Annotated in this window: 24 protein-coding genes; 15 read left to right on the top strand and 9 right to left on the bottom strand. The window is 61.8% G+C overall.

Features of this window, described 5'->3' with window-relative positions; genetic code table 11:
• Positions 1 to 110 precede the first annotated feature (110 nt).
• The 5 genes from JNB71_RS05960 to hemP are packed head-to-tail and all read right to left on the bottom strand — an operon-like array spanning position 111 to position 4,186.
• Positions 111 to 899, bottom strand: coding sequence for a heme ABC transporter ATP-binding protein (locus JNB71_RS05960; RefSeq protein WP_220370869.1), 789 nt, complete (start codon positions 897 to 899; stop codon positions 111 to 113).
• Positions 900 to 907: 8 nt separating this feature from the next.
• On the bottom strand, positions 908 to 2,032 hold the full coding sequence (locus JNB71_RS05955) for a FecCD family ABC transporter permease (RefSeq protein ID WP_220370868.1): 1,125 nt from the start codon (positions 2,030 to 2,032) through the stop codon (positions 908 to 910).
• The gene (locus JNB71_RS05950) at positions 2,019 to 2,960 is read right to left on the bottom strand and encodes a heme/hemin ABC transporter substrate-binding protein (RefSeq protein WP_220370867.1); all 942 of its coding nucleotides are present in this window, start codon (positions 2,958 to 2,960) and stop codon (positions 2,019 to 2,021) included. Before JNB71_RS05950 ends, JNB71_RS05955 begins: the two co-directional genes overlap by 14 nt.
• 11 nt (positions 2,961 to 2,971) lie before the next feature.
• Entirely contained in the window at positions 2,972 to 4,027 is a 1,056-nt protein-coding gene (locus JNB71_RS05945) for a hemin-degrading factor (RefSeq protein WP_220370866.1), read from the bottom strand.
• Between the two features lie 9 nt (positions 4,028 to 4,036).
• Entirely contained in the window at positions 4,037 to 4,186 is a 150-nt protein-coding gene (hemP, locus tag JNB71_RS24325; protein ID WP_346657248.1) for a hemin uptake protein HemP, read from the bottom strand.
• 231 nt (positions 4,187 to 4,417) lie between these two features.
• Here hemP and JNB71_RS05935 point away from each other — a divergent pair, with 231 nt between their 5' ends.
• From JNB71_RS05935 to JNB71_RS05915, 5 genes are all read left to right on the top strand, one after another.
• A complete protein-coding gene (locus JNB71_RS05935; RefSeq protein WP_431028332.1) occupies positions 4,418 to 4,852 on the top strand; it encodes a hypothetical protein in 435 nt (144 codons plus the stop codon).
• A gap of 25 nt (positions 4,853 to 4,877) precedes the next feature.
• Entirely contained in the window at positions 4,878 to 5,792 is a 915-nt protein-coding gene (locus JNB71_RS05930; protein WP_220371164.1) for an energy transducer TonB, read from the top strand.
• A gap of 120 nt (positions 5,793 to 5,912) precedes the next feature.
• Complete coding sequence (locus tag JNB71_RS05925) at positions 5,913 to 6,332, top strand: DUF2325 domain-containing protein (RefSeq protein WP_220370863.1); 420 nt, start codon at positions 5,913 to 5,915, stop codon at positions 6,330 to 6,332.
• A 56-nt stretch (positions 6,333 to 6,388) separates the two neighbouring features.
• Positions 6,389 to 6,658: a hypothetical protein gene (locus JNB71_RS05920; RefSeq protein WP_220370862.1), complete on the top strand. Its 270-nt coding sequence runs from the start codon at positions 6,389 to 6,391 to the stop codon at positions 6,656 to 6,658.
• 11 nt (positions 6,659 to 6,669) lie between these two features.
• The gene (locus JNB71_RS05915) at positions 6,670 to 6,984 is read left to right on the top strand and encodes an antibiotic biosynthesis monooxygenase family protein (RefSeq protein ID WP_220370861.1); all 315 of its coding nucleotides are present in this window, start codon (positions 6,670 to 6,672) and stop codon (positions 6,982 to 6,984) included.
• A 27-nt stretch (positions 6,985 to 7,011) separates the two neighbouring features.
• Here the strand turns inward: JNB71_RS05915 and JNB71_RS05910 are convergent, their stop codons facing one another.
• Entirely contained in the window at positions 7,012 to 7,380 is a 369-nt protein-coding gene (locus JNB71_RS05910) for a DUF423 domain-containing protein (protein ID WP_220371163.1), read from the bottom strand.
• Positions 7,381 to 7,382: 2 nt separating this feature from the next.
• Positions 7,383 to 7,778, bottom strand: coding sequence for a group II truncated hemoglobin (locus JNB71_RS05905; RefSeq protein WP_220370860.1), 396 nt, complete (start codon positions 7,776 to 7,778; stop codon positions 7,383 to 7,385).
• A gap of 153 nt (positions 7,779 to 7,931) precedes the next feature.
• Between JNB71_RS05905 and JNB71_RS05900 the strand changes: the two genes are divergently transcribed.
• The 4 genes from JNB71_RS05900 to JNB71_RS05885 all read left to right on the top strand — a co-directional run bounded on the left by JNB71_RS05900 (position 7,932) and on the right by JNB71_RS05885 (position 10,811).
• A complete protein-coding gene (locus JNB71_RS05900) occupies positions 7,932 to 8,492 on the top strand; it encodes a TetR/AcrR family transcriptional regulator (protein WP_220370859.1) in 561 nt (186 codons plus the stop codon).
• A gap of 20 nt (positions 8,493 to 8,512) precedes the next feature.
• A complete protein-coding gene (locus tag JNB71_RS05895) occupies positions 8,513 to 8,854 on the top strand; it encodes a DMT family transporter (protein WP_220370858.1) in 342 nt (113 codons plus the stop codon).
• A 119-nt stretch (positions 8,855 to 8,973) separates the two neighbouring features.
• On the top strand, positions 8,974 to 9,759 hold the full coding sequence (locus JNB71_RS05890; protein WP_220370857.1) for a ThuA domain-containing protein: 786 nt from the start codon (positions 8,974 to 8,976) through the stop codon (positions 9,757 to 9,759).
• Positions 9,756 to 10,811: a Gfo/Idh/MocA family protein gene (locus JNB71_RS05885; RefSeq protein WP_431028203.1), complete on the top strand. Its 1,056-nt coding sequence runs from the start codon at positions 9,756 to 9,758 to the stop codon at positions 10,809 to 10,811. The genes JNB71_RS05890 and JNB71_RS05885 overlap by 4 nt, the downstream gene beginning before the upstream one ends.
• A 2-nt stretch (positions 10,812 to 10,813) precedes the next feature.
• On the opposite strand, the gene JNB71_RS05880 is transcribed toward JNB71_RS05885, so the two are convergent.
• Complete coding sequence (locus tag JNB71_RS05880) at positions 10,814 to 11,833, bottom strand: substrate-binding domain-containing protein (RefSeq protein WP_220370856.1); 1,020 nt, start codon at positions 11,831 to 11,833, stop codon at positions 10,814 to 10,816.
• 102 nt (positions 11,834 to 11,935) lie between these two features.
• Positions 11,936 to 12,976 (bottom strand): DUF4105 domain-containing protein, encoded by a 1,041-nt coding sequence (locus JNB71_RS05875; protein ID WP_220370855.1) that lies wholly within the window; start codon positions 12,974 to 12,976, stop codon positions 11,936 to 11,938.
• 340 nt (positions 12,977 to 13,316) lie between these two features.
• On the opposite strand from JNB71_RS05875, the gene JNB71_RS05870 reads away from it, so the two are divergent.
• From JNB71_RS05870 to JNB71_RS05845, 6 genes are read left to right on the top strand one after another with little or no spacing between them, the layout of a single operon-like run.
• Entirely contained in the window at positions 13,317 to 14,372 is a 1,056-nt protein-coding gene (locus tag JNB71_RS05870) for a dipeptidase (protein ID WP_220370854.1), read from the top strand.
• A gap of 47 nt (positions 14,373 to 14,419) precedes the next feature.
• Positions 14,420 to 16,063 (top strand): ABC transporter substrate-binding protein, encoded by a 1,644-nt coding sequence (locus tag JNB71_RS05865; protein WP_431028329.1) that lies wholly within the window; start codon positions 14,420 to 14,422, stop codon positions 16,061 to 16,063.
• A gap of 14 nt (positions 16,064 to 16,077) precedes the next feature.
• Positions 16,078 to 17,145, top strand: a complete 1,068-nt coding sequence (locus JNB71_RS05860; RefSeq protein WP_220370852.1) for an ABC transporter permease — start codon at positions 16,078 to 16,080, stop codon at positions 17,143 to 17,145.
• Complete coding sequence (locus JNB71_RS05855) at positions 17,142 to 18,074, top strand: ABC transporter permease (protein WP_220370851.1); 933 nt, start codon at positions 17,142 to 17,144, stop codon at positions 18,072 to 18,074. Before JNB71_RS05860 ends, JNB71_RS05855 begins: the two co-directional genes overlap by 4 nt.
• Entirely contained in the window at positions 18,071 to 18,904 is an 834-nt protein-coding gene (locus JNB71_RS05850) for an ABC transporter ATP-binding protein (RefSeq protein ID WP_220370850.1), read from the top strand. The genes JNB71_RS05855 and JNB71_RS05850 overlap by 4 nt, the downstream gene beginning before the upstream one ends.
• A complete protein-coding gene (locus tag JNB71_RS05845) occupies positions 18,901 to 19,662 on the top strand; it encodes an ABC transporter ATP-binding protein (protein ID WP_220370849.1) in 762 nt (253 codons plus the stop codon). Before JNB71_RS05850 ends, JNB71_RS05845 begins: the two co-directional genes overlap by 4 nt.
• Positions 19,663 to 19,738 lie beyond the last annotated feature (76 nt).

Genomic DNA, 19,738 nt, shown 5'->3' with positions numbered 1-19,738 from the left:
TTACGGCAAACCCCGCGTCTGTCATGCCGACACGGGACATCATCACCGTGTCAGCGGTTCGCGACCTCAACGCGCAGAAGGGTGATTGGTTCCACCGGCGGAACGGCGGGCTAGCCGGCGGCCGTGTGGGGCAGGACGAACGGGACTGAGCCGGCGGGCGTGGCGTTGACCCGCATGGCGCAGCCGAAAACCGCTTCCATGACGCCGTCGGTCATCACCTCGTTCGGATGTCCGGCGGCGCGCACACGGCCGCTCTTCATCATGATCATCCGATCGGCAAACATGGCGGTCAGATTGAGGTCATGCATGACGGCGACGACGCCACCGCCGCGGGCGCAGAAATTGCGGGCAAGCCGCATGATCGTCAGTTGGTGGCGGATGTCGAGGCTTGATACGGGTTCATCCAGCAACAGGAACGCGGGTTCGCCATCCTGCAGGGGGTCCCAGATCTGACACAGCGCGCGGGCAAGCTGGACGCGCTGCTGTTCGCCGCCGGAAAGCTCCCGGTAGAAGCGGCCGGCGAAACCCGACAGATCGACGGCTTCCAGCGCCTCTCTGGCGATCCGGTCGGCTTCGTCCGCGCCGGCCCTTGCGCCAACGGACAGACCCATGCGAACGATCTCGCGCACCGTGAAGGGAAAGGAGATCACTGTCGATTGCGGCAAGACGGCGCGCTTCACCGCGAGTTGCCACGGTTTCAGTGTCGCGATGTCGTGACCGTTAATGCTGATGGTGCCGTCATAGGGGAGTTCGCCGGCGATCGCCTTGAGACTGGTGGTTTTGCCGGAACCGTTCGGCCCGACGATGGCCGTCAACTGGCCGGCTGCCGCCTCTATGTCGACGCCGTGCAGCACCTGTTTTCCGGCAAGTCGGACCGAGAGATTGCTGGCCTTGATCATGATTGTCCTCAAAGCCCCATATGCGAACGCCCGCGCAGCAGGATCCACAGGAAGAAGGGGGCACCAACGAATGCGGTGATGATGCCGATGGGCAGTTCCGCGGGCGGCACGATTGTACGCGCGACCATGTCGGCAAAGATCAGCAGCGTGCCGCCGAGCAACGCTGACGCTGGCAGCAGATAGCGATGGTCCGGCCCGATGATCAGCCTGAGCACATGCGGCACGACGATGCCGACGAAACCGATGCCGCCGCTGACGGCGACCGAAGCGCCCGTCAAGGCGGCGACGCTGACGATGGCGATGTTCTTCAGCCGCTGGACCGGAATGCCCATGTGGAAGGCCGCTGCTTCGCCAAGGGTCAGCGCGTTGAGGCCTTGCGCCAGAAGCGGCACGACGGCGAGCGAAACGAGGATGATCGGCGCGGCGGAGAGGATCTTCGTCCAGTTTGCGCCGGCGAGCGATCCAAGGCCCCAGAAGGTCAAGTCACGCAACTGCTTGTCGTCGGCGACGAAGATCAGCACGCCGGTGACGGCATTGGCAAGCGCGGCGAGCGCAATGCCGGCAAGCAGCATGGTTGCGACTGACGTCTGGCCGCTGCGGGTCGCGATCCGGTAGAGCAGGAGCGTCGTCACGAGGCAGCCGAGGAATGCGGCGACCGGGAGCGTGTAGAAGCCGAAGACGGCAAAGAGTGCACCGAAAAGGGAACTGCCGAGCACGATCGTCAGCACGGCGCCCAGGCTGGCGCCGGATGAGATGCCGACAAGCGCCGGGTCGGCCAGCGGGTTGCGGAAGAGGCCCTGCATGATCGCGCCGGATACCGCCAGGGAGGCTCCGACCAGCAGGCCCATGACCGCCCGCGGCAAGCGGATATCGAGGATGATGATGCGGTCGCGAACGCTCAGCGCCTGTTGCGCGCCCTCGACGCCGAAGAGCCAGCGCAGCACGTTGCCCAGCGAAGCGTCGGCCGCACCGGTCATGATGGACGCGGCGAACATCGCCGCCGCCGCCAGGATGAGCGCAAGGATCACCAGTCGCGCCAGCCGCGACCGGTCGCCCTGGAGCCATTCCGATTTCAGACGCGCTGCAAACGGTCGCGATTGGCCGCTGCCTGCCGTCATTTCACTGCGAGGCATGCGGTTTTCCGTAGATCGCTGCATTCAACGCGCGCACGGCGCCTGCTGTACGCGGGCCAAAACCGAGCAGATGCAAGCCATCCATGCGGATCACCGCCTTGGTCTTGGCCGCCGGCGTCAGGCTGAGCGCCGGATGCGCAAAGAGTTCGTCGTCGGTGGCGGCATGGCCGCCGCTGCGGGTCATCATCAGCACCACATCCGGTCTTGCTTCGATGATCGCTTCGTCGGTCAGGGGCTTGTACCCGGGGAAGCTTGCCGTCGCATTGACGGCACCGGCAAGCGCAATGATGCCGTCTGCCGCCGTCCCCGTGCCCGACGCCATGATCTTTCCGCCCTGGGTGCTCAGGATGAACATCACCCGCTTGCGTTCGGCTTCAGGCCGCCTGGCGGCATCTGCCACCGCCGCGTCCAGGTCCGCGTTGACCTTTTCGGACAGCGCCGCTGCCTTCTCCGGTACGCCTAGAAAATCGCCGACGATTTTGATTTTTTCCAGGATGCCGTCGCGATCGAACTTTTCCGGAACCGTCTGGAAGGGGATCTTTGCCTCTTCGAGAACGTTGAGCGTCTCCGGCGGGCCGCTGCCCTCCACCGCAATGATGGCGGACGGATTTGTGGCGATCACGCCTTCCGGTGCCAGCTGCCGCATGTAGCCGACGTTGGGAAGCTTCGAAGCCGCCTCGGGATAGACGCTGGTCGAGTCGCGCCCGACGAGCTTGCCCTCTTCACCGAGCGCGTAGATGATCTCTGTAATGGCGCCGCCGACGGAGACCAGGCGCGACGTGTCGATCTTCTGCATGTCCTGCGCCACGGCTGCGCGCACGAAAGACGGGGGCGACGCGAACGGCAAGGCGAACGGCGCGGAAACGGCAAAGACGACCAGAGCCAGTTCCCAGGAACGCAACCGGCGGAAATCACAGGAATTTTTCATCTCGGGATCCTTCACGCCGCCGCGGTGATGTCGAGCCGGGCGAGGCTTTCCATGATCGAGCGCCATTCCGGTCGCTCGGCGAAGCCTTCCTTGCGCTTGCCGAAGAACTGGATGACCATTTCGCCCCTGGCGTCGAGCGCTTCCAGCGAAGTCACATGGCCGTCAGCCGTCGGCTTGCGAACGGCCCAGATTTCCGCCAGGTGGTCCAGGCGCAGGTGCAGGTGGAAGGTCGGGTCCATGACGTTGAGCCAGGGGCCTATCGTCTGGATGTTGGCGAGCAGTCCGGAATGGATCTGGATGACGCCCTGATTGCCGACGAAGCACATGATCGGCAGCTCCACGCGGGCGGATTCGCGCATCATCTCCTCCACGGCCTGCGGATGCAGTTTCCAGGCGAAATCCTCGCCGATCGATTGCAGCGCCTGCCGGCGGCCGAGCTTGAGCTTACGCAGCAGACCGTGGAACTGATGCGTATCCGTCATCCTGCTCCATTCGTCGCGCAGCACGGCGACATCCACCTGCCCGAGATCTGTTTCGATGCTTTCAGCAGCGGCCCCGACAACAAATTCCTGCGACTGGTCCTCCAACCGGAAGTCATCGACGATGCTCTTGTATGCCTCGAGGTTGGAGCGTGTGCGCAGGTGGATCTTGTGGACTGCGGTTCCCTGCCTGTCGAAGAACTGCAGGCTGTGGCGCACGGTGTCGCCATCGGTTTTGGTCACGGCAAAGCCGTGCGCCCAGACGCCGGGGAAAATGCGCAGATCGATATTCTCGCCCAGTACGATAGAGGCATGTTTGCCGGGGGTGATGTTCTCGAACACGCCGATTTTCTCGTGCACCGCGCTTTCGTTGCGGGTCAGCGCCATGACCTCGCCGAGTTCAGCGGCGCGCTCGAGGAAACGGTTGGCGTCGCCATCGATGCGGGTGGCGGTCAGGCCGCATTCGGCGGCAACGAGAGCTGCTTCCGAAATGCCCAGGTGGGCGGCGATATCGCGCTCACGCATTTTCGGGTTGGCTGCCCGGTAGGCGCGAATTTCGGACGGAGTCGGACGGGGCGTTTGGGTCATGGAGATTGCCTATTTGTTCAGTATCAATTTGCCCTGACGGGTAATTTTCATGCGGTAGATGGAGCCGTCATGCGAGATCAGGATTTCGCTCTCGCCGCGGAACAAGTCGCGGCTTTCGACGATGCGTTGCGTCTGGCCGGCCGGTGGGAAAGCCGGCACAGCATCTGATTGGTTCGGTGTCACAGGCTTCCTGCCATGATCATGGGGGCTGAAAAGGGGGGATTGCTCCCTTTCTCCAGCCGGGTCATCGTGATTGGTATCTTGACTTCTTTACTCATCTTTTATTAAGGACGCAATACAGGATTCTGCTGGTCAAGTTTAATTGCCGGGTTGAATTCTTTCGACGCGTCTGCGGCCGCGATACCGAATGATGAGGGTGGATAGACAATGATGAAATTCGACCGACTGCTGCTCTTGGCCTTGACGCTCGCGTGCTATCCGGGCGCGGGCGCTCTGGCGCAGGATACCGGGACATCCGGCAATCTCACGGTTGAGATCAACGAGCTGGCATCGTCGGACAAAGGCTGCAAGCTGACATTCGTGGCCGGCAACGGCTTGGCGCAATCGCTCTCCAAAGTGTCCTTCGAATTCGTGCTTTTCGATCAAAAGGGACTGGTCGAACGCATGGCGGTTCTCGATTTCCGCGATCTGCCGGCAGGCAAGACCAAGGTCCGCCAGTTCGATCTTTCCGGAACCAGGTGCGAGGCCGTAAAGAGCCTTCTGATCAACGACGCTCCGGTCTGCGACGGCGAGGGCCTCGCCAGCGATGCATGCATGAAGGTGCTGAAAACCGGGTCGAAGTCATCCGTCGAGTTGAAGGGCTGAGGCGCATTTTGCGTCGGTTTCCGTGATGAACAATACGGTAAAATGGACCGGGGCCATCGTCCTCTCGCTGCTGGCGCATGCGGGCGTTGCCAAGCTGTTTGAGCCGGGCGAAGAGCCGTTCGAACCGTCTTTGGTCGCCGGCGGCGAAGCGATGGAGGTCGCGGTTCTCGGCAACGCTTTCGAGCAAACGATCCAGGCGGGCGATCCGACCGAGGCGATGGAGCCGGAGCAGGTCGAGCCCGAGGAGGTCAAACCTTCCGAGGTGGCGGAAGTCGCACCGGTGCAATCCGAAGTGGCGACCGAAGCCACGAGCGACATCGTGCCGACGGAAGCCGACGTGATCCTTCCGGCAGAGGACATTCCGCCGGTCGCTGCGGAGCAGCCCGAGGTGACCGCGACAGTCGCGCCGGTAGAGACGGTGGTTCCCGAAGAAAAGCCGAACGAGCCTAAGCCGGAACCGGAAAAGAGGCCCGAGCCGAAGAGAAAGCCGGAAAAGGAAAAGCCTAAAAAGAAAGAGGTCACCAGAAAGCAGGCTGGTGACGCGGGCAAGCAGAAAGCATCGGTCGACAAAGGACAAGCCGACGGCGTGGAGAATGCCGTTGCAAGCGCTAACTCCGGCAAAACGGGCAAGAGATCGCAAATGCTCGGCAACGCGGCGGAAACGCGCTATTCCGGCAAAATCCGGGCCAAAGTTAACCGTCATTTCCGGTACCCCAAGTCGGCCGATCGTGCCGGCGTGACGGGAACGGTGACGGTGGCTTTCACGATTTCGTCCGGTGGCGACGTGGGCGCCATCAGAATCATCCAAAGCTCCGGCTCGCCGGTCCTTGATGAGGCCGCCACAAATGCGGTGCGCCGTGCCGCGCCGTTTCCGAAAATTCCGGAGGGCGCCAACCGAAGCAGTTGGCCTTTTACGCTTCCGCTGCAATTCGGCCGTTAGCATGCATCCGTAAAAATATGAGGAAAAAACTCATCTTTATGCTTTACACTTTTTAACACGTAAAATAGGGTCCACCCACAACCAGCCGGACGGCGATTGCGAGAAAAAGCGGAGACTGACATGGGTGACAAACGGCATCAGCTCAAGCCGAAGCAGAAGCAAAACCGGCAGGCCGAAGCGCGGAATGCACAATCCTTTGCCGACACGCAGACATCGAAACTCGAGGGCCGCAGCTTCCTCTATGTCGGCGGGCGTGACTGCCAGGTGGCGCATTTGCGTGAGATCGCCAGCTCCCATGGGGCCGAACTGATCCATCACGATGGCGGTTTGCGCGAGGCGGTCTCGCGCATCGACAATATCCTGCCCTCGGTCGACTGCGTGTTCTGCCCGATCGACTGTATCAGCCATGATGCGTGCCTCCGGGTGAAGACCGGCTGCAAGAAGTGGGGCAAGGCCTTCGTGCCGCTTCGCAATGGCAGCAAGTCGAGCCTGGAGCGGGCGTTTCTGGACCTGAAGGCGAGCCGGAACAACGCCGGCTGATCGCCAAAGTTCGATTTCCAGTGCCATTTTGCGCGTCCGGTCCTACGGAGACGAAGATGAAAAACGATCGCCCCGATCAGTTCACGATGATCGGGCTGCACAAACTGGCGTCGCACATCGGCGACGGGATGGTCCCTGAACTCTACGAACTCCTGTCCAATCGGGCGCAGGTGCTTGAAGACAACTCGAATGTCACGGCATTTCCTGTCTGGCAGTCGCGTCCGCGGGCGCGCAACGCATTCGGGGTTGCGCCTAAGCGGAGGGACAATATTCTGCCATTTCCGTCGAGCGTTGCCACTGGCACACGTGCGAAGGGCAGAGCTTGAAAGGACACCTGATGTATTTTGCCATGAACAGGTTCAAGATCGCCATCGGCCACGAAGATGCATTCGAAAACGTCTGGAAGGGCCGCGATTCCAGCCTTGCGGAAGTGCCGGGCTTCAAGGAATTCCGGCTCCTGCGTGGCGATACCGTCGCGGACGAGGGCTATACGCTGTTCGTGTCGAGTTCGATCTGGGAGAGCCGGGACGCCTTTGTCGCCTGGACGAAGTCGGAGAATTTTCGCGCCGCGCACAAGAACGCTGCCGAAAACCGCACGATGTATCTCGGGCCGCCGAAATTCGAGGGGTTTTCTGCCGTCGAAGGCGCTTGACCGCGGTCTGTCAGGGTAATGGCTAAATCAAGTATCCGCGCGCTTGAAGAACGCCCCGGCGGCAATCGCGAGCCAGCCGAGCAGCATCAGACCACCGCCCGTTGGTGCCGACATCGGAAAGAGGCCGTGGCCGAGAAAATGTCGCGTCGTGAGGTCTGCAGCAAACAGCGCCGTGCCGGCGGAAAGCAACAGTCCAGCAATCGCTGCGGTCCGCATCATCGGCCAGGCTGCATAGAGAGCGACGAGGGCAGGGGCATGCGCCAGGCACATCGCCGAGGCACCTCCGAGCAGCCGCGGATCGGCCCCGTGCGAGGCAGCCGCGGCACTGACGACGCCAAACAGTCCCATCAGACCGGCAATGAAGAGGATTGCCGGGCGCAACTGGCCGTTCCGCATGCTCATTCGTCCTTGTTCTGCATATGGTGGGCAAGCCGTGTCACCGGCTCCAGGATGATTGATCGCAACTGCGGATGCGATACGGTTTCCTCGAGCGCCCGGGTGAAGCAGAGGAGCCACTCGTCGCGCTCCTGCGGCCCGATCTCTGCGACAAAATGGCGCCGTCTCAGCATGGGGTGACCGCGCTTGTCGGTATAGAGCGGTGGCCCGCCGAGCCAGCCGGTCAGATATTCGTAGAATTTCTCTTCGCTGCCGGAGAGATCGGCCGGGTGCACGGCGCGACAACGGGCGGCCTCCGGTAGCGTATCCATCAGCTCGTAGAACCTGTGGGTCAGCGCCCGCACCGTGCCGTCGCCGCCGATGGCGTTGTAAAGCGTTTCCGTCTGCGTGTCTGTCATCGCACCGTTCCTGATCGCGGCCACTCCTAGCGTGGTGGGCTTTTCCGTTCCAATGATTTTCGCTGCAGCATCGGCGTTGCGGCGATTGATCGCGCCTGGGAGGCGCTTCATCATTCTTCTTGACAAACCGTCCAGACGGTATCTTTATAAGACATGTCTGTCGCTCATCATCGCCGAAAACAACCCGGACGCGTTCGCCAGCAATTGCTGGAAGTCGCCGCGCGCCTGTCCTTCGAGCAGGGGGCGGCGGGCGTGACGCTGGACGCGGTCTCCCAAGCCGCCGGGGTGAGCAAGGGTGGGCTCCTGCACCATTTTCCCAACAAGATGGCGTTGCTCGACGGGTTGTTCGATGACTTGATCGGCAAGCTCGACCAGACGATCGCCGCGGAAATGCGCAACGATCCCGTCGCGCAAGGCCGTTTTACCCGCGCCTATCTGTCCAGCGTGTTTTCTCTGCAGGACGAGGCTGACGCACAGGGCTGGCAGGTGCTGACCATTGCGCTCCTGTCCGAACCGCATTTGCGGGCACGCTGGCGGCAATGGGTGGCGGACCGTGCCGGTGAACATGGCGGCACCGATTCCTCGACCGGCTGTCTGCTTGCGCGGCTTGCCGCCGATGGCCTGTGGCTGGCCGATTTGCTCAAGAGCCACGACATCGAACAGTCGAAGCGCCACGACATGCTGGCGCACCTGGTCAGTCTTACCCAGCAATAACCGGTCGTCGGAGCGCCAAGATGAATCCCACCATGCTTTATGCCATGCTCGTGCTCGCCATCGTTTTCGAGGTGCTTGGCACCTCGGCGATGCAGGCCGCCCAGCATTTTACCAGGCTCCTGCCGACGCTCGTCATGGTCGTCTGCTACGGCGTCGCCTTCTATTTCCTGTCCTATACGCTAAGGGCTATTCCGGTCGGCATCGCCTACGCCATCTGGAGCGGGCTCGGCATCGTGCTGATCTCTCTCGCAGGTTATTTGATCTTCGGCCAGAAGCTTGATTTTGCAGCCGTTTTGGGGCTGGTCCTGATCGTGGCCGGTGTCGTCGTGCTAAATCTTTTCTCGAAATCCACCTTTCACTAAACTGCTGGGGAAGCCGGAATTTCACTTGCAAAAGCGCGACACTGGCTCTATCGCTTCAAATTGAAAGCGGTTTCAATTTCATCGAGCGCTAATCGATGGGATGAGGAAGAGGAGTGGCTATGACCATCAAGGCTGTGGTGTGGGGAGAAAACATCCACGAACAGACGAACGCGGTCGTGCGGGAGATTTACCCGAACGGCATGCACAACACGATCGCCGCGGCGCTCAATGCCGATGTTGGCATCGAGGCGACGACTGCGACGCTGCAGCAGCCGGAACACGGCTTAAGCGCCGAGCGGCTGGCCAAAACCGATGTGCTGCTCTGGTGGGGCCACAAGGATCATGGCGCGGTCTCCGACGAGATCGTCGAGCGTGTCGCCAGGCGCGTCTGGGAAGGCATGGGGCTGATCGTCCTGCATTCCGGCCATTTCTCCAAGCCGTTCAAGCGGCTGATGGGCACGCCCTGCGCGCTGAAATGGCGCGAGGCAGGCGAGCGCGAGCGGGTTTGGGTGATCAACCCGCGCCACCCGATCGCCGCAGGACTGGACGAGAACTTCGTGCTGGAGAACGAGGAAATGTACGGCGAGCAGTTCTCCGTGCCGGAGCCGCTGGAGACCGTGTTCATCTCCTGGTTCGCCGGCGGCGAGGTGTTCCGTTCCGGGCTGACCTGGCGGCGCGGCGCTGGCAATATCTTCTATTTCCGCCCCGGCCATGAGACCTATCCGACCTATCACGACGCCAATGTCCACAAGGTGCTGCGCAATTCTGTGCGGTGGGCCTACAATCCCGAAGGCACCTACAGCGCCATCCATGAGGCCCCGAACGTGCCGGTCGAGCAGGCGCTCGAGCCGATCGTCGAACGCGGGCCGAAGCTGCACCAGGCCGGCGAAGCGGGGTACAGATGATGAAGCCGGTCCGTCTTCTCATTCTCGGCACGGGCGGCATGGCCAACACCCATGCGATGAACTTCGCGACCATTGCGGGCGTTGAGATGGTGGCAGCGGTCGATGTCGACCTTGTCCGGGTGCAAGCCTTCGCGCTGCGCCATGTGATCCCCAATACCTTCACCTCGCTCGAGGAGGCGATCGCCTGGGGCGGGTTCGACGCAGTGGCCAACGTCACGCCGGACAATATCCATTATCCGACGACGCTGAAGCTTTTGGCGGCGGGCAAACATGTCTTCTGCGAGAAGCCCTTGGCGGAAAACCATGCCAAGGCCGCGGAGATGGCAACTGCAGCCGAGAAGTCCGGCCTGGTGACAATGGTCAACCTGACTTACCGGAACGTCGCCGAGGTCCAGAAAGCGCGGCGGATGGTGCTTGCGGGGGAGATCGGCAACGTGCGCCACATCGAAGCCTCCTATCTGCAGAGCTGGCTGGTCTCCAAGGCCTGGGGTGACTGGGCGACGGAATCGCAGTGGCTCTGGCGACTGTCGACCAAACACGGTTCGAACGGCGTCCTTGGTGATGTCGGCATCCACATTCTCGATTTCGCCGGCTACGGCGCAGCGAGCGACATCGAACACATCTTCGCGCGGCTGAAGACCTTCGACAAGGCGCCCGGCAACCGCATCGGCGAATACGACCTCGACGCCAATGACAGCTTCACCATGACCGCTGAATTTTCCAATGGCGCCATCGGCGTCATCCATGCCAGCCGCTGGGCGACCGGGCATCTGAACGAGTTGCGGCTGCGCATGCATGGCGACAAGGGAGCGATCGAGGTGATCGACACGCCGGATGGAGCGACCCTGCGCGCCTGCCTCGGCACGGACGTCGAGAAGGGCATCTGGCGTGAGGTCGACGCCGGAACCGTGCTCACCAACTACCAGCGCTTCATCAATGCGGTCGCGGCCGGCAAAACCGAAGAACCAGGCTTCCGTCACGCCGCAGAGTTGCAGAAGCTGCTCGATCTTGCGATCGTGACGGAAAGGGAGCGCCGCGAACTGGCCGTGTAAATTCAGCTCGTCCTTGCCGCAGCCGTCGAGTTGCGGATGACCAGTTCCACCGGCCAAACCTCGCGCAGGGTCTCGGCCGGTGTTCCCTGGAGCAGCTCCAGCACCATCTCGCCGATCCGTGCGCCCGCTGCACGGATCGAGGACCGCGTGGTCGACAGCGTCGGTACGAGGTGGTCGGGGCTGATATACGGAAAGACGTCGTCATGGGCGATGAGGGATATGTCTTCGCCGACCTTCATGCCGGCGATCCTGATGGCGCGCATCGCGCCCAGAGCCGACATCATGGAACCGGCGACAACCGCCGTCGGCTTCCGGTCAAGTTTCAGGAAGCCCTGCATCAGCCGGAACCCCATTTCGTCGGTGAATTCGCTGTTGCCCGTCAAGGCGGGGTCGATCGCGATACCGCGCTCGCTGAGCGCAGCCTGATAGCCCTCTTGTCGGTGCTCGGCAAAAATCCGGCCGCGATAGCCGTTAAGAAGCGCAATGCGGCGATGGCCGATATCGATGAGATGTCTGGTCGCCTGACGCACGGCACCGAAATTGTCGATGTCCAGCCAGCCGAAATTGCCGGCATAATTGGTGCGACCATGCACGATGAAAGGCAGGCGCAGCGAATTGAGCAAGGCAATGCGCGGATCGTCCCGGAAGGGCGAATGCAGGATGACGGCATCGACGCGCTTGCTGGCGGCGAGCCGCCGATAGGTGGTCAGTTCCGCTTCCTGGGACTCGACGGTGGAGACAAGGATGTCGATCTCTTCCTGCTGCAGCCGCCCGCCAAGCCCGCCCATGAACTCGCTCGTATGCGGCCCGAACTCGCCGCCGCCCTTGAGCACGATGCCAATTGCCCCGACGCGGCCGGTGGCGAGACCGAGCGCACTGGTGTTCGGCCGGTAGCCATATTCAAGCGCTGCCTTGAGCACGCGTTCCCGGGTCGCCTGCTTGACCTCGGGATAACCGCTCAGCGCACGGCTGACCGTCGTCTGCGAGAGTTCAAGCCGGCTTGCGAACTCCTTGAGGTTCATGCGTGATTTCCTGTTATCTGCTGCCTTGCGCTGATAGTCACCGACTCGCCGGGGCCTCGAAATTGGTCAATATCAGCGCAGATTGTATTACTCTATGCCGCTTCATGGCCGCCTCAAAGGGACAATGCCAGGAACGCCCTCGCGGATTCGCCGGGAGAAGTCCGCAGCCCGATCCGCCACTTGCGCTTTGGCGCTGATCTTGCCGCCCCCGCGCAACTGTTCCAGCGTGAAGCCGGGCATGAAGCCATTGACGTCGAATATGTAGGCGGGCAGGTAACCTGAAAACAGTAGCCGGTAATCCAGCGGCAGGCCCGTAACGATGCGGTTTACCATGGCAAAGACGATGGTGGTGCAGTTGGCCGTTATCGTGTTGTAGAAGCGCGGGGTTTCAGCGAGGGTGTTGGCTTCATCGACATAGGCCATGAACAGCGAGCGCATCGCCGGCTTGGCCATGTTGATCCGGTAGAGATAGACATCCTCCTTGCGGATATTCGTACGGACCCGGATGATGTCGCTTTCATCGGCCGCGACAACACTCGTCTCGAATTGCTTGAAGAAGCCGCCGATTTCCGAGAACCTTTCGTGCTGCTCCTTGCGGATCTCCACCGAGAAGGTGACAAAACTGCCATCCTCGAAGCCGAATGAAACGAGCGTGTGGGCAATTGCGGGGCCCGACCAGTAGGATAAAAACAGATCGACAGAGGCGATCTTGTCCAGATCGTAGGTCCGGTTTTCCCAGCGCACCGTGTAGTCGGTCGATGTCCGCCAGTCGAAATTACGCACATTTGCGAGGGTCACTTCCGGACCGTTGACCACACCGGTCGTCATCTGTGCGACCTCCTGGGCCCAGTCGCGGGTGTTGCTGGCCGGGAGGGACTGCCACCAGAAGAGCAGCGCGGCAATCAGCACCGGATAGATCAGAGCGGCAAGCCGCGAGCGCCAGCGAAGATACGCACCAAGCACAGCCAGCGAGACAGCGACCCAAAGGACCGCGGCTGTGAGCCTGATGGGCGCGGGGCCGGGGGCCTGGTAGAAGAGGGCGACTGCGCCCCAGGCAGCAAAGCCTAGAATGGCGAGGACCGATACGGCGCGCAGGATGGCGCCAAGCAGGTGAAGGCGGGGACGTTCCTGCTGCTTGGTCATCGTGCGCCAGTGATCGTGCGAGGCGGCGCCTCGATGTTGCGAAGCAGCAGATCGGCTGTCATCGTTGAAACCCCCGTGTGTGAACAGCAAGCCCATGCCAGATTTTCGAGCAGCATGACACCCTATTTTGAATTCTCCCTGTTTTTCGGATCTGAAAATTAGCTATTTCTTGCATAACGAAATCCGATCGCTGTAGCGTAAGTCTTTATTCCGAAAGCATTTTCATAGCGCTGAATTTTATCGGTGCCACGTTGTTATTCGCCGCGCGATTCACTAGCATCGTGTTCTTGACCAACTGGACAAAAATGGGCAGCAGCCCAGGCAGGACAGGAATTTTTGAATGCAGGCGGTTTTCGACGGGCACAATGATGTGCTGCTGCGGCTGTGGAGCAATGCGAAGAACGGCGCCGATCCGGTCCATGAATTCGTGAACGGGACGAGCGAAGGCCACATCGACGGACCGCGCGCCAAACGCGGCGGCCTCGCTGGCGGTCTTTCGGCAATCTATATCCCCTCCGCGCATCTGGCGCTGAAGACGCCGGACGCGAATGGCCATTACAATACGCCGCTGTCCGAACCTTTGCAGCGGCAGCCCTCTCTGGATATCGCGCTGGAGTTTGCCGCCATCGCCTTGCGGCTCGATCGCGCCGGCGCCTGGAAACTCTGTCGCTCGGTGGCCGAGATCAGGGCTGCGATGGAAAAGGGTGTCTTCGCCGCCGTGCTTCACATGGAGGGTTGTGAGGCGATCGGAGCGGATCTCGCCGCACTCGAAATATTCTATGCCGCGGGATTGCGCTCGCTCGGCCCGGTCTGGAGCCGCCACAACATTTTCGGCTATGGCGTGCCCTTCGCCTTTCCGATGGGACCCGATACCGGACCTGGCCTTACCGATGCCGGCTTTGCTCTCGTGCGCGAATGCAACCGCCTCGGTATCCTGATCGATCTCGCCCACATCACCGAAAAGGGTTTCTGGGACGTGGCGAAAACCACGGACCAGCCGCTGATCGCCAGCCACTCGAACGCGCATTCGCTGACCACCGTCGCCCGCAACCTGACGGACCGGCAACTGGATGCGATCCGCGATAGCAGGGGATTGGCGGGGCTCAATTACGCGACGACGATGCTCCGTCCGGATGGGCAGGAGAATGCCAGGACGCCGCTGTCGGATATGGTCCGTCATGTCGACTATATGGTCGAGCGTATGGGCATCGATTGCGTGGCGCTTGGATCGGACTTCGACGGTGCGACCATTCCGCAGGAAATCGGCGATGCGGCGGGTAATCAGAGCCTGATTGCTGCCCTTCGGGCTGCCGGATATGGTGACGCCGAACTCACGAAATTGTGCCGGGAAAACTGGCTGCGCGTTTTGGCCCAAGCCTGGCACGAGGCCGCTTGAACCGAGAACAAAGCCCGAAACGGGCTCAAAAAGAGGGAAACGGAATGATGATGCACTCACTGAACAAGCATGCCCGAATGCTGACTGCCGGTGCAGCCCTGTCGCTGCTCCTGATGGCGGGTGCGCCCGCTTTCGCCGAGACGCCGGCAGATACCCTGGTCGAGGGCTGGGCGATCGACGACATCATCACCATGGATCCGGGCGAAGCCTTCGAGCTGTCGACCGCGGAAGTCACGGCCAACACGTATAGCTATCTTGTACGGCTCGACCTCAACGACACGTCGAAGGTCGTGGGGGATCTCGCCGAAAGCTGGACGGTTTCGGATGACGGCCTGACCTACACGTTCAAGCTGAAGCCGGGCCTGAAATTTGCCTCCGGCAATCCGGTGACGGCCGAGGACGTCGCCTATTCCTTCGAGCGCGTCGTCAAGCTCGACAAGAGCCCCGCCTTCATCCTCACCCAGTTCGGTCTGACCGGCGACAACGTCACCGAAAAGGCAAAAGCGGCCGACGAAACCACCTTCGTCTTTACCGTCGACAAGGCCTACGCGCCGAGCTTCGTTTTGAACTGCCTCACCGCGACCGTTGGGTCGGTCGTCGACAAGAAAGTGGTTCTCGAGCATGTGAAGGCCGTCACCCCATCCGAGGAATACAAATACGACAACGATTTCGGCAATGAATGGCTGAAGACCGGCTACGCCGGTTCCGGCGCCTTCACGATGCGTGAGTGGCGCGCCAACGAAGTGGTGGTGATGGAGCGCAACGACAATTACTACGGCGAGAAGGCACCGCTCGCTCGCGTCATCTACCGTCACATGAAGGAAAGCTCCGGCCAGCGTCTGGCGCTGGAAGCTGGCGACATCGATGTCGCGCGCAATCTCGAGCCGGGTGATTTCGACGCCGTAGCCAAGAATGGCGATTTGAAGACGACGAGCGCGCCAAAGGGTACCCTTTACTATTTCAGCCTCAACCAGAAGAACCAGAATCTCGCCAAGCCGGAAGTGGCTGAAGCCTTCAAATATCTGGTCGACTATGACGCGATTGGTTCGACCCTGATCAAGGGCATCGGCGAGATCCACCAGACCTTCCTGCCGAAGGGCGTTCTCGGCGAGCTCGATGAGAACCCCTACAAGCTCGATGTCGCAAAGGCCAAGGAATTGCTGGCCAAGGCCGGGCTTGCCGATGGCTTCTCGGTGACGATGGACGTGCGCAACACGCAGCCGATCACCGGCATTGCCGAATCCATCCAGCAGACGCTCGCCCAGGCCAACATCAAGATGGAAATCATTCCCGGTGATGGCAAGCAAACGCTGACCAAGTACCGCGCCCGCACGCATGACATCTATATCGGCCAGTGGGGGCAGGATTACTTTGATCCGAACTCGAATGCCGAGACCTTCACTGTCAATCCGGACAATTCCGACGAAGGCAAGGTAAAGACGCTCGCCTGGCGCAATGCCTGGGACGTCCCGAAGGAATGGACGGAACAGAGCAAGGCTGCGTTGCTCGAGAAGGATGCCGCCAAGCGCGCTGAGATGTACAAGGATCTCCAGAAAAAGGTGCTCGCAAACAGCCCGTTCGTGATCATCTTCCAGCAGACGGAGGTCGCGGGCTATCGCGGCAATCTGAAAGGCTTCAAGCTCGGACCGAGCTTCGATACCAACTACGTCTTCAACGTTTCCAAGGAATAGACCGGAGACGGCCGGTGACCCTTCCCGAAACGACACAACTGGCCGGGCGCAGGCGCGCCCGCGCCAATGGCTGGGCGGGAAATGCGCTGCGTTTCCTGGTCATCATCGTCACGACCTATCTCGGCTTGCTGGCCGTGACCTTCTTCATCGGCCGCGTCATCCCGATCGATCCCGTGCTCGCCATTCTCGGCGACCGGGCGCCGACTCACGTCGTGGAGCGAACCCGTGAACTGCTGGGCTTCAACAAGCCGCTCTATCAGCAATTCTACATCTATGTGCGCGATGCGCTGACCGGCAATTTCGGCACCTCCGTACTGACCACCAATCCGGTAATGGCCGACATCCGGCGCGTTTTTCCCGCCACGCTGGAACTCGCGACATTAGGCACGATTATCGGCAGTCTCATCGGGGTGCCGCTCGGCGTGCTGGCCGCCGTCAAGCGCGGCTCGATTGCGGACCAGATCGTTCGGGTCATCGGCCTCGTCGGCTATTCCGTGCCAATCTTCTGGTTGGCACTGCTTTCGCTGCTGTTGTTCTATGCGCGGCTGAAATGGGTCGCCTTTCCCGGCCGCATCGATATCGTCTATGAATACAGCTTCACGCCGGTAACCGGGCTCTATCTCATCGATTCGGCATGGCAGGGCCAGTGGGATGTTTTCCGCGACGTCTTCCGCCACATCATCCTGCCCGCAGGCCTGCTCGGCTATTTCTCGCTCGCCTATATCAGCCGCATGACCCGCAGTTTCATGCTGAACGAACTGGCGCAGGAATATATCGTCGCCGCCCGCGCCAAGGGCCTCTCGGAAAGCCGCATCATCTGGGTGCACGCACTGCGCAACGCCGCCGTGCCCCTGGTGACGGTGATTGCGCTCTCCTATGCCGGCCTGCTCGAAGGTTCGGTATTGACGGAGACGGTTTTCGCCTGGCCGGGGCTTGGCCTCTACATCACCAATTCGCTGCAGAACGCCGACATGAATGCCGTGCTGGGCGGCACGATCGTCATCGGTTCGGTGTTCATCGCCATCAACATCCTGTCCGACCTTCTTTATCGGACGCTCGATCCGAGGACGCGCGCGCGATGAGCGAGATCAGCCAGCCTGCCCCCATGAGCCGTCGTGAATGGCTGATGTCAGACCGGCCGCAATCGCGCCTGCAGGCGCGTCTCGGCCGAGCCTATATGACCTGGCGCCGGTTTTCGGCCAACCGGCTGGCGGTCGCGGGGCTCGGCATCATTCTGTTGCTCATTCTGGTTGCGGTCTTCGCCGATGCGCTGGCGCCGCATTCGCCGGTCGTCGGCAATCTTGCCGGCGCACGGCTGCTGCCGCCGGGAAGCGAAGGCTATCTGCTCGGCACTGACGATCAGGGCAGGGACATTCTCTCGCGCCTGCTGCACGGATCGCGACTGACCCTGCTCGTCATCGTTCTTGTCGCGATCATCGCCGCTCCCATCGGCCTGCTGGTGGGTGCCGTCTCCGGCTATGCCGGCGGCTGGGTCGATGCGGTGTTGATGCGGATCACCGATATCTTCTTTGCCTTTCCCAAACTGGTTCTGGCGCTCGCCTTCGTTGCGGCCATGGGGCCTGGCATCCAGAACGCCATCATCGCCATCGCCATCACCTCCTGGCCGCCCTATGCCCGCATCGCCCGCGCCGAAACGCTGACGGTGCGCAATTCCGACTACATCGCCGCCGTGCGGCTTATGGGCGCCTCGCCGTTCCGCATCGTGTTGCGCCATGTCATGCCGATGTGCGTCTCCTCGCTGATCGTGCGTGTCACCCTCGACATGGCCGGCATTATCCTGACGGCTGCCGGCCTCGGCTTCCTTGGCCTCGGCGCGCAGCCGCCGCTGCCGGAATGGGGCGCGATGATTGCGGCAGGCCGGCGCTTCATCCTCGACCAGTGGTGGGTCGCCACCATGCCCGGCATCGCCATCCTCGTCGTCAGCCTCGGCTTCAACCTGCTGGGCGACGGCCTGCGCGACGCGCTCGACCCGCGGGAGAGCGGCAAATGAACCCGATGCTGACCGTTGATGATCTGCGCGTCTCGTTTCCAACCCGCACCGGGCTGATCGAAGCGGTGCGCGGTGTGTCCTTCACGCTCGGGAGGGAAAGGCTCGGCATCGTCGGCGAAAGCGGATCGGGAAAATCGCAGACGGGCAGAGCGATCATGGGGCTCACCCCCGCGCATGCCCGCATATCGGCAAGCAGGCTCAACTTTGACGGCACCGACCTGCTGGCCGCACCGGCGAAAGTCCGGCGCAGCCTTCGCGGCAGCCGTATCGCGATGATCCTGCAGGACCCGAAATATTCGCTGAACCCCGTCATGAGCATCGGCCGCCAGATCGTCGAGACGTTGCGCACGCACGAGAACGTCGGCAAGCGCGAGGCTCGCGACCGCGCCATCGCCATGCTCGAGGCGGTGCAGATCCGCGACGCGGAACGGGTCTTCGACCTGCATCCGCACGAAGTCTCAGGCGGCATGGGACAACGCGCCATGATCGCCATGATGCTGATCGCCGGTCCGGAACTGCTGATCGCCGACGAGCCGACCTCGGCGCTTGACGTGACGGTTCAGCTTGACGTGCTTCGCATCCTCGACAAGCTCGTTGCCGAACGCGGCATGGGCCTGATCTTCATCTCCCACGATCTTCGGCTCGTCTCTTCCTTCTGCGACCGGGTCATCGTCATGTATGCCGGCAGGATCGTCGAGGAGATTGCGGCGGGAGATCTGGCGAATGCCAAACATCCCTATACACAAGGCCTGCTCAACTGCATGCCCACGCTCGGTAGCGACCGGCATCCCCTGCCGGTGCTTGACCGCAAACCGGAGTGGGCGGCATGAGGGCGGCGATTTCAGCGGAAAACCTGACCGTCTCCTACGACGACTTTCTGGCGCTCGACAATGTCAGCATCGACGTGGCATCCGGCGAATCCTTCGGGCTGGTCGGCGAATCCGGCTCGGGAAAATCGACGCTGTTGCGCGCTATTGCGGGGCTTGCGCCGATTGCCGGCGGCAAGATCATGCTCGACGGCAAGACCCTTGATGCGCGCCATCGCGACAAGGCCTTCTATCGCCGGGTGCAGATGGTCTTTCAGGATCCCTACGGCTCGTTGCACCCTCGCCAGACCGTCGATCGCCTGCTGCAGGAACCGCTTGCCATCCATGGGGTAGGGGACGCCGAACGCCGCATCCTGCGCGCGCTCGATGAAGTCGGCCTCGGTTCGTCCTTTCGGTTCCGCTATTCGCATCAGCTCTCCGGCGGCCAGCGCCAACGCATCGCCATTGCCCGTGCGCTGATCATCGAACCTGAGATCATGCTGCTCGACGAGCCGACCTCGGCGCTCGATGCCTCGGTGCAGGCCGAAGTCCTCAACCTCCTGGAACAGGTCCGGCGCGACCGGAAGCTCACCTATATCATGGTCAGTCATGATCTCGGCGTCGTCACCCACATGTGCGAACGCCTGGCGGTGATGAAATCGGGCAAGGTTGTCGAGCGGCTATCGTCCGGCGATCTCGTGGCCGGGCGGATCAGCGACGCCTACACGAAGAATCTGATGGTCGCCAGCAAGGGGTTCGTGCGGAAGGTCGCCTTGGCCTGAGGTCTGGCGCGGTCGCGTGCCGCCGGCAGCACGGTCGCGCGGTCACTCGGCATCGGCGGAACCGCGCCTTGTGCTG

Origin of the sequence: Rhizobium herbae (assembly GCF_019511375.1) — a bacterium.
Classification (GTDB): domain Bacteria; phylum Pseudomonadota; class Alphaproteobacteria; order Rhizobiales; family Rhizobiaceae; genus Pararhizobium; species Pararhizobium herbae_A.
The sequence above is the reverse complement of the archived record's forward strand: the minus strand, read 5'-3'. Positions and strand labels throughout refer to the sequence as shown.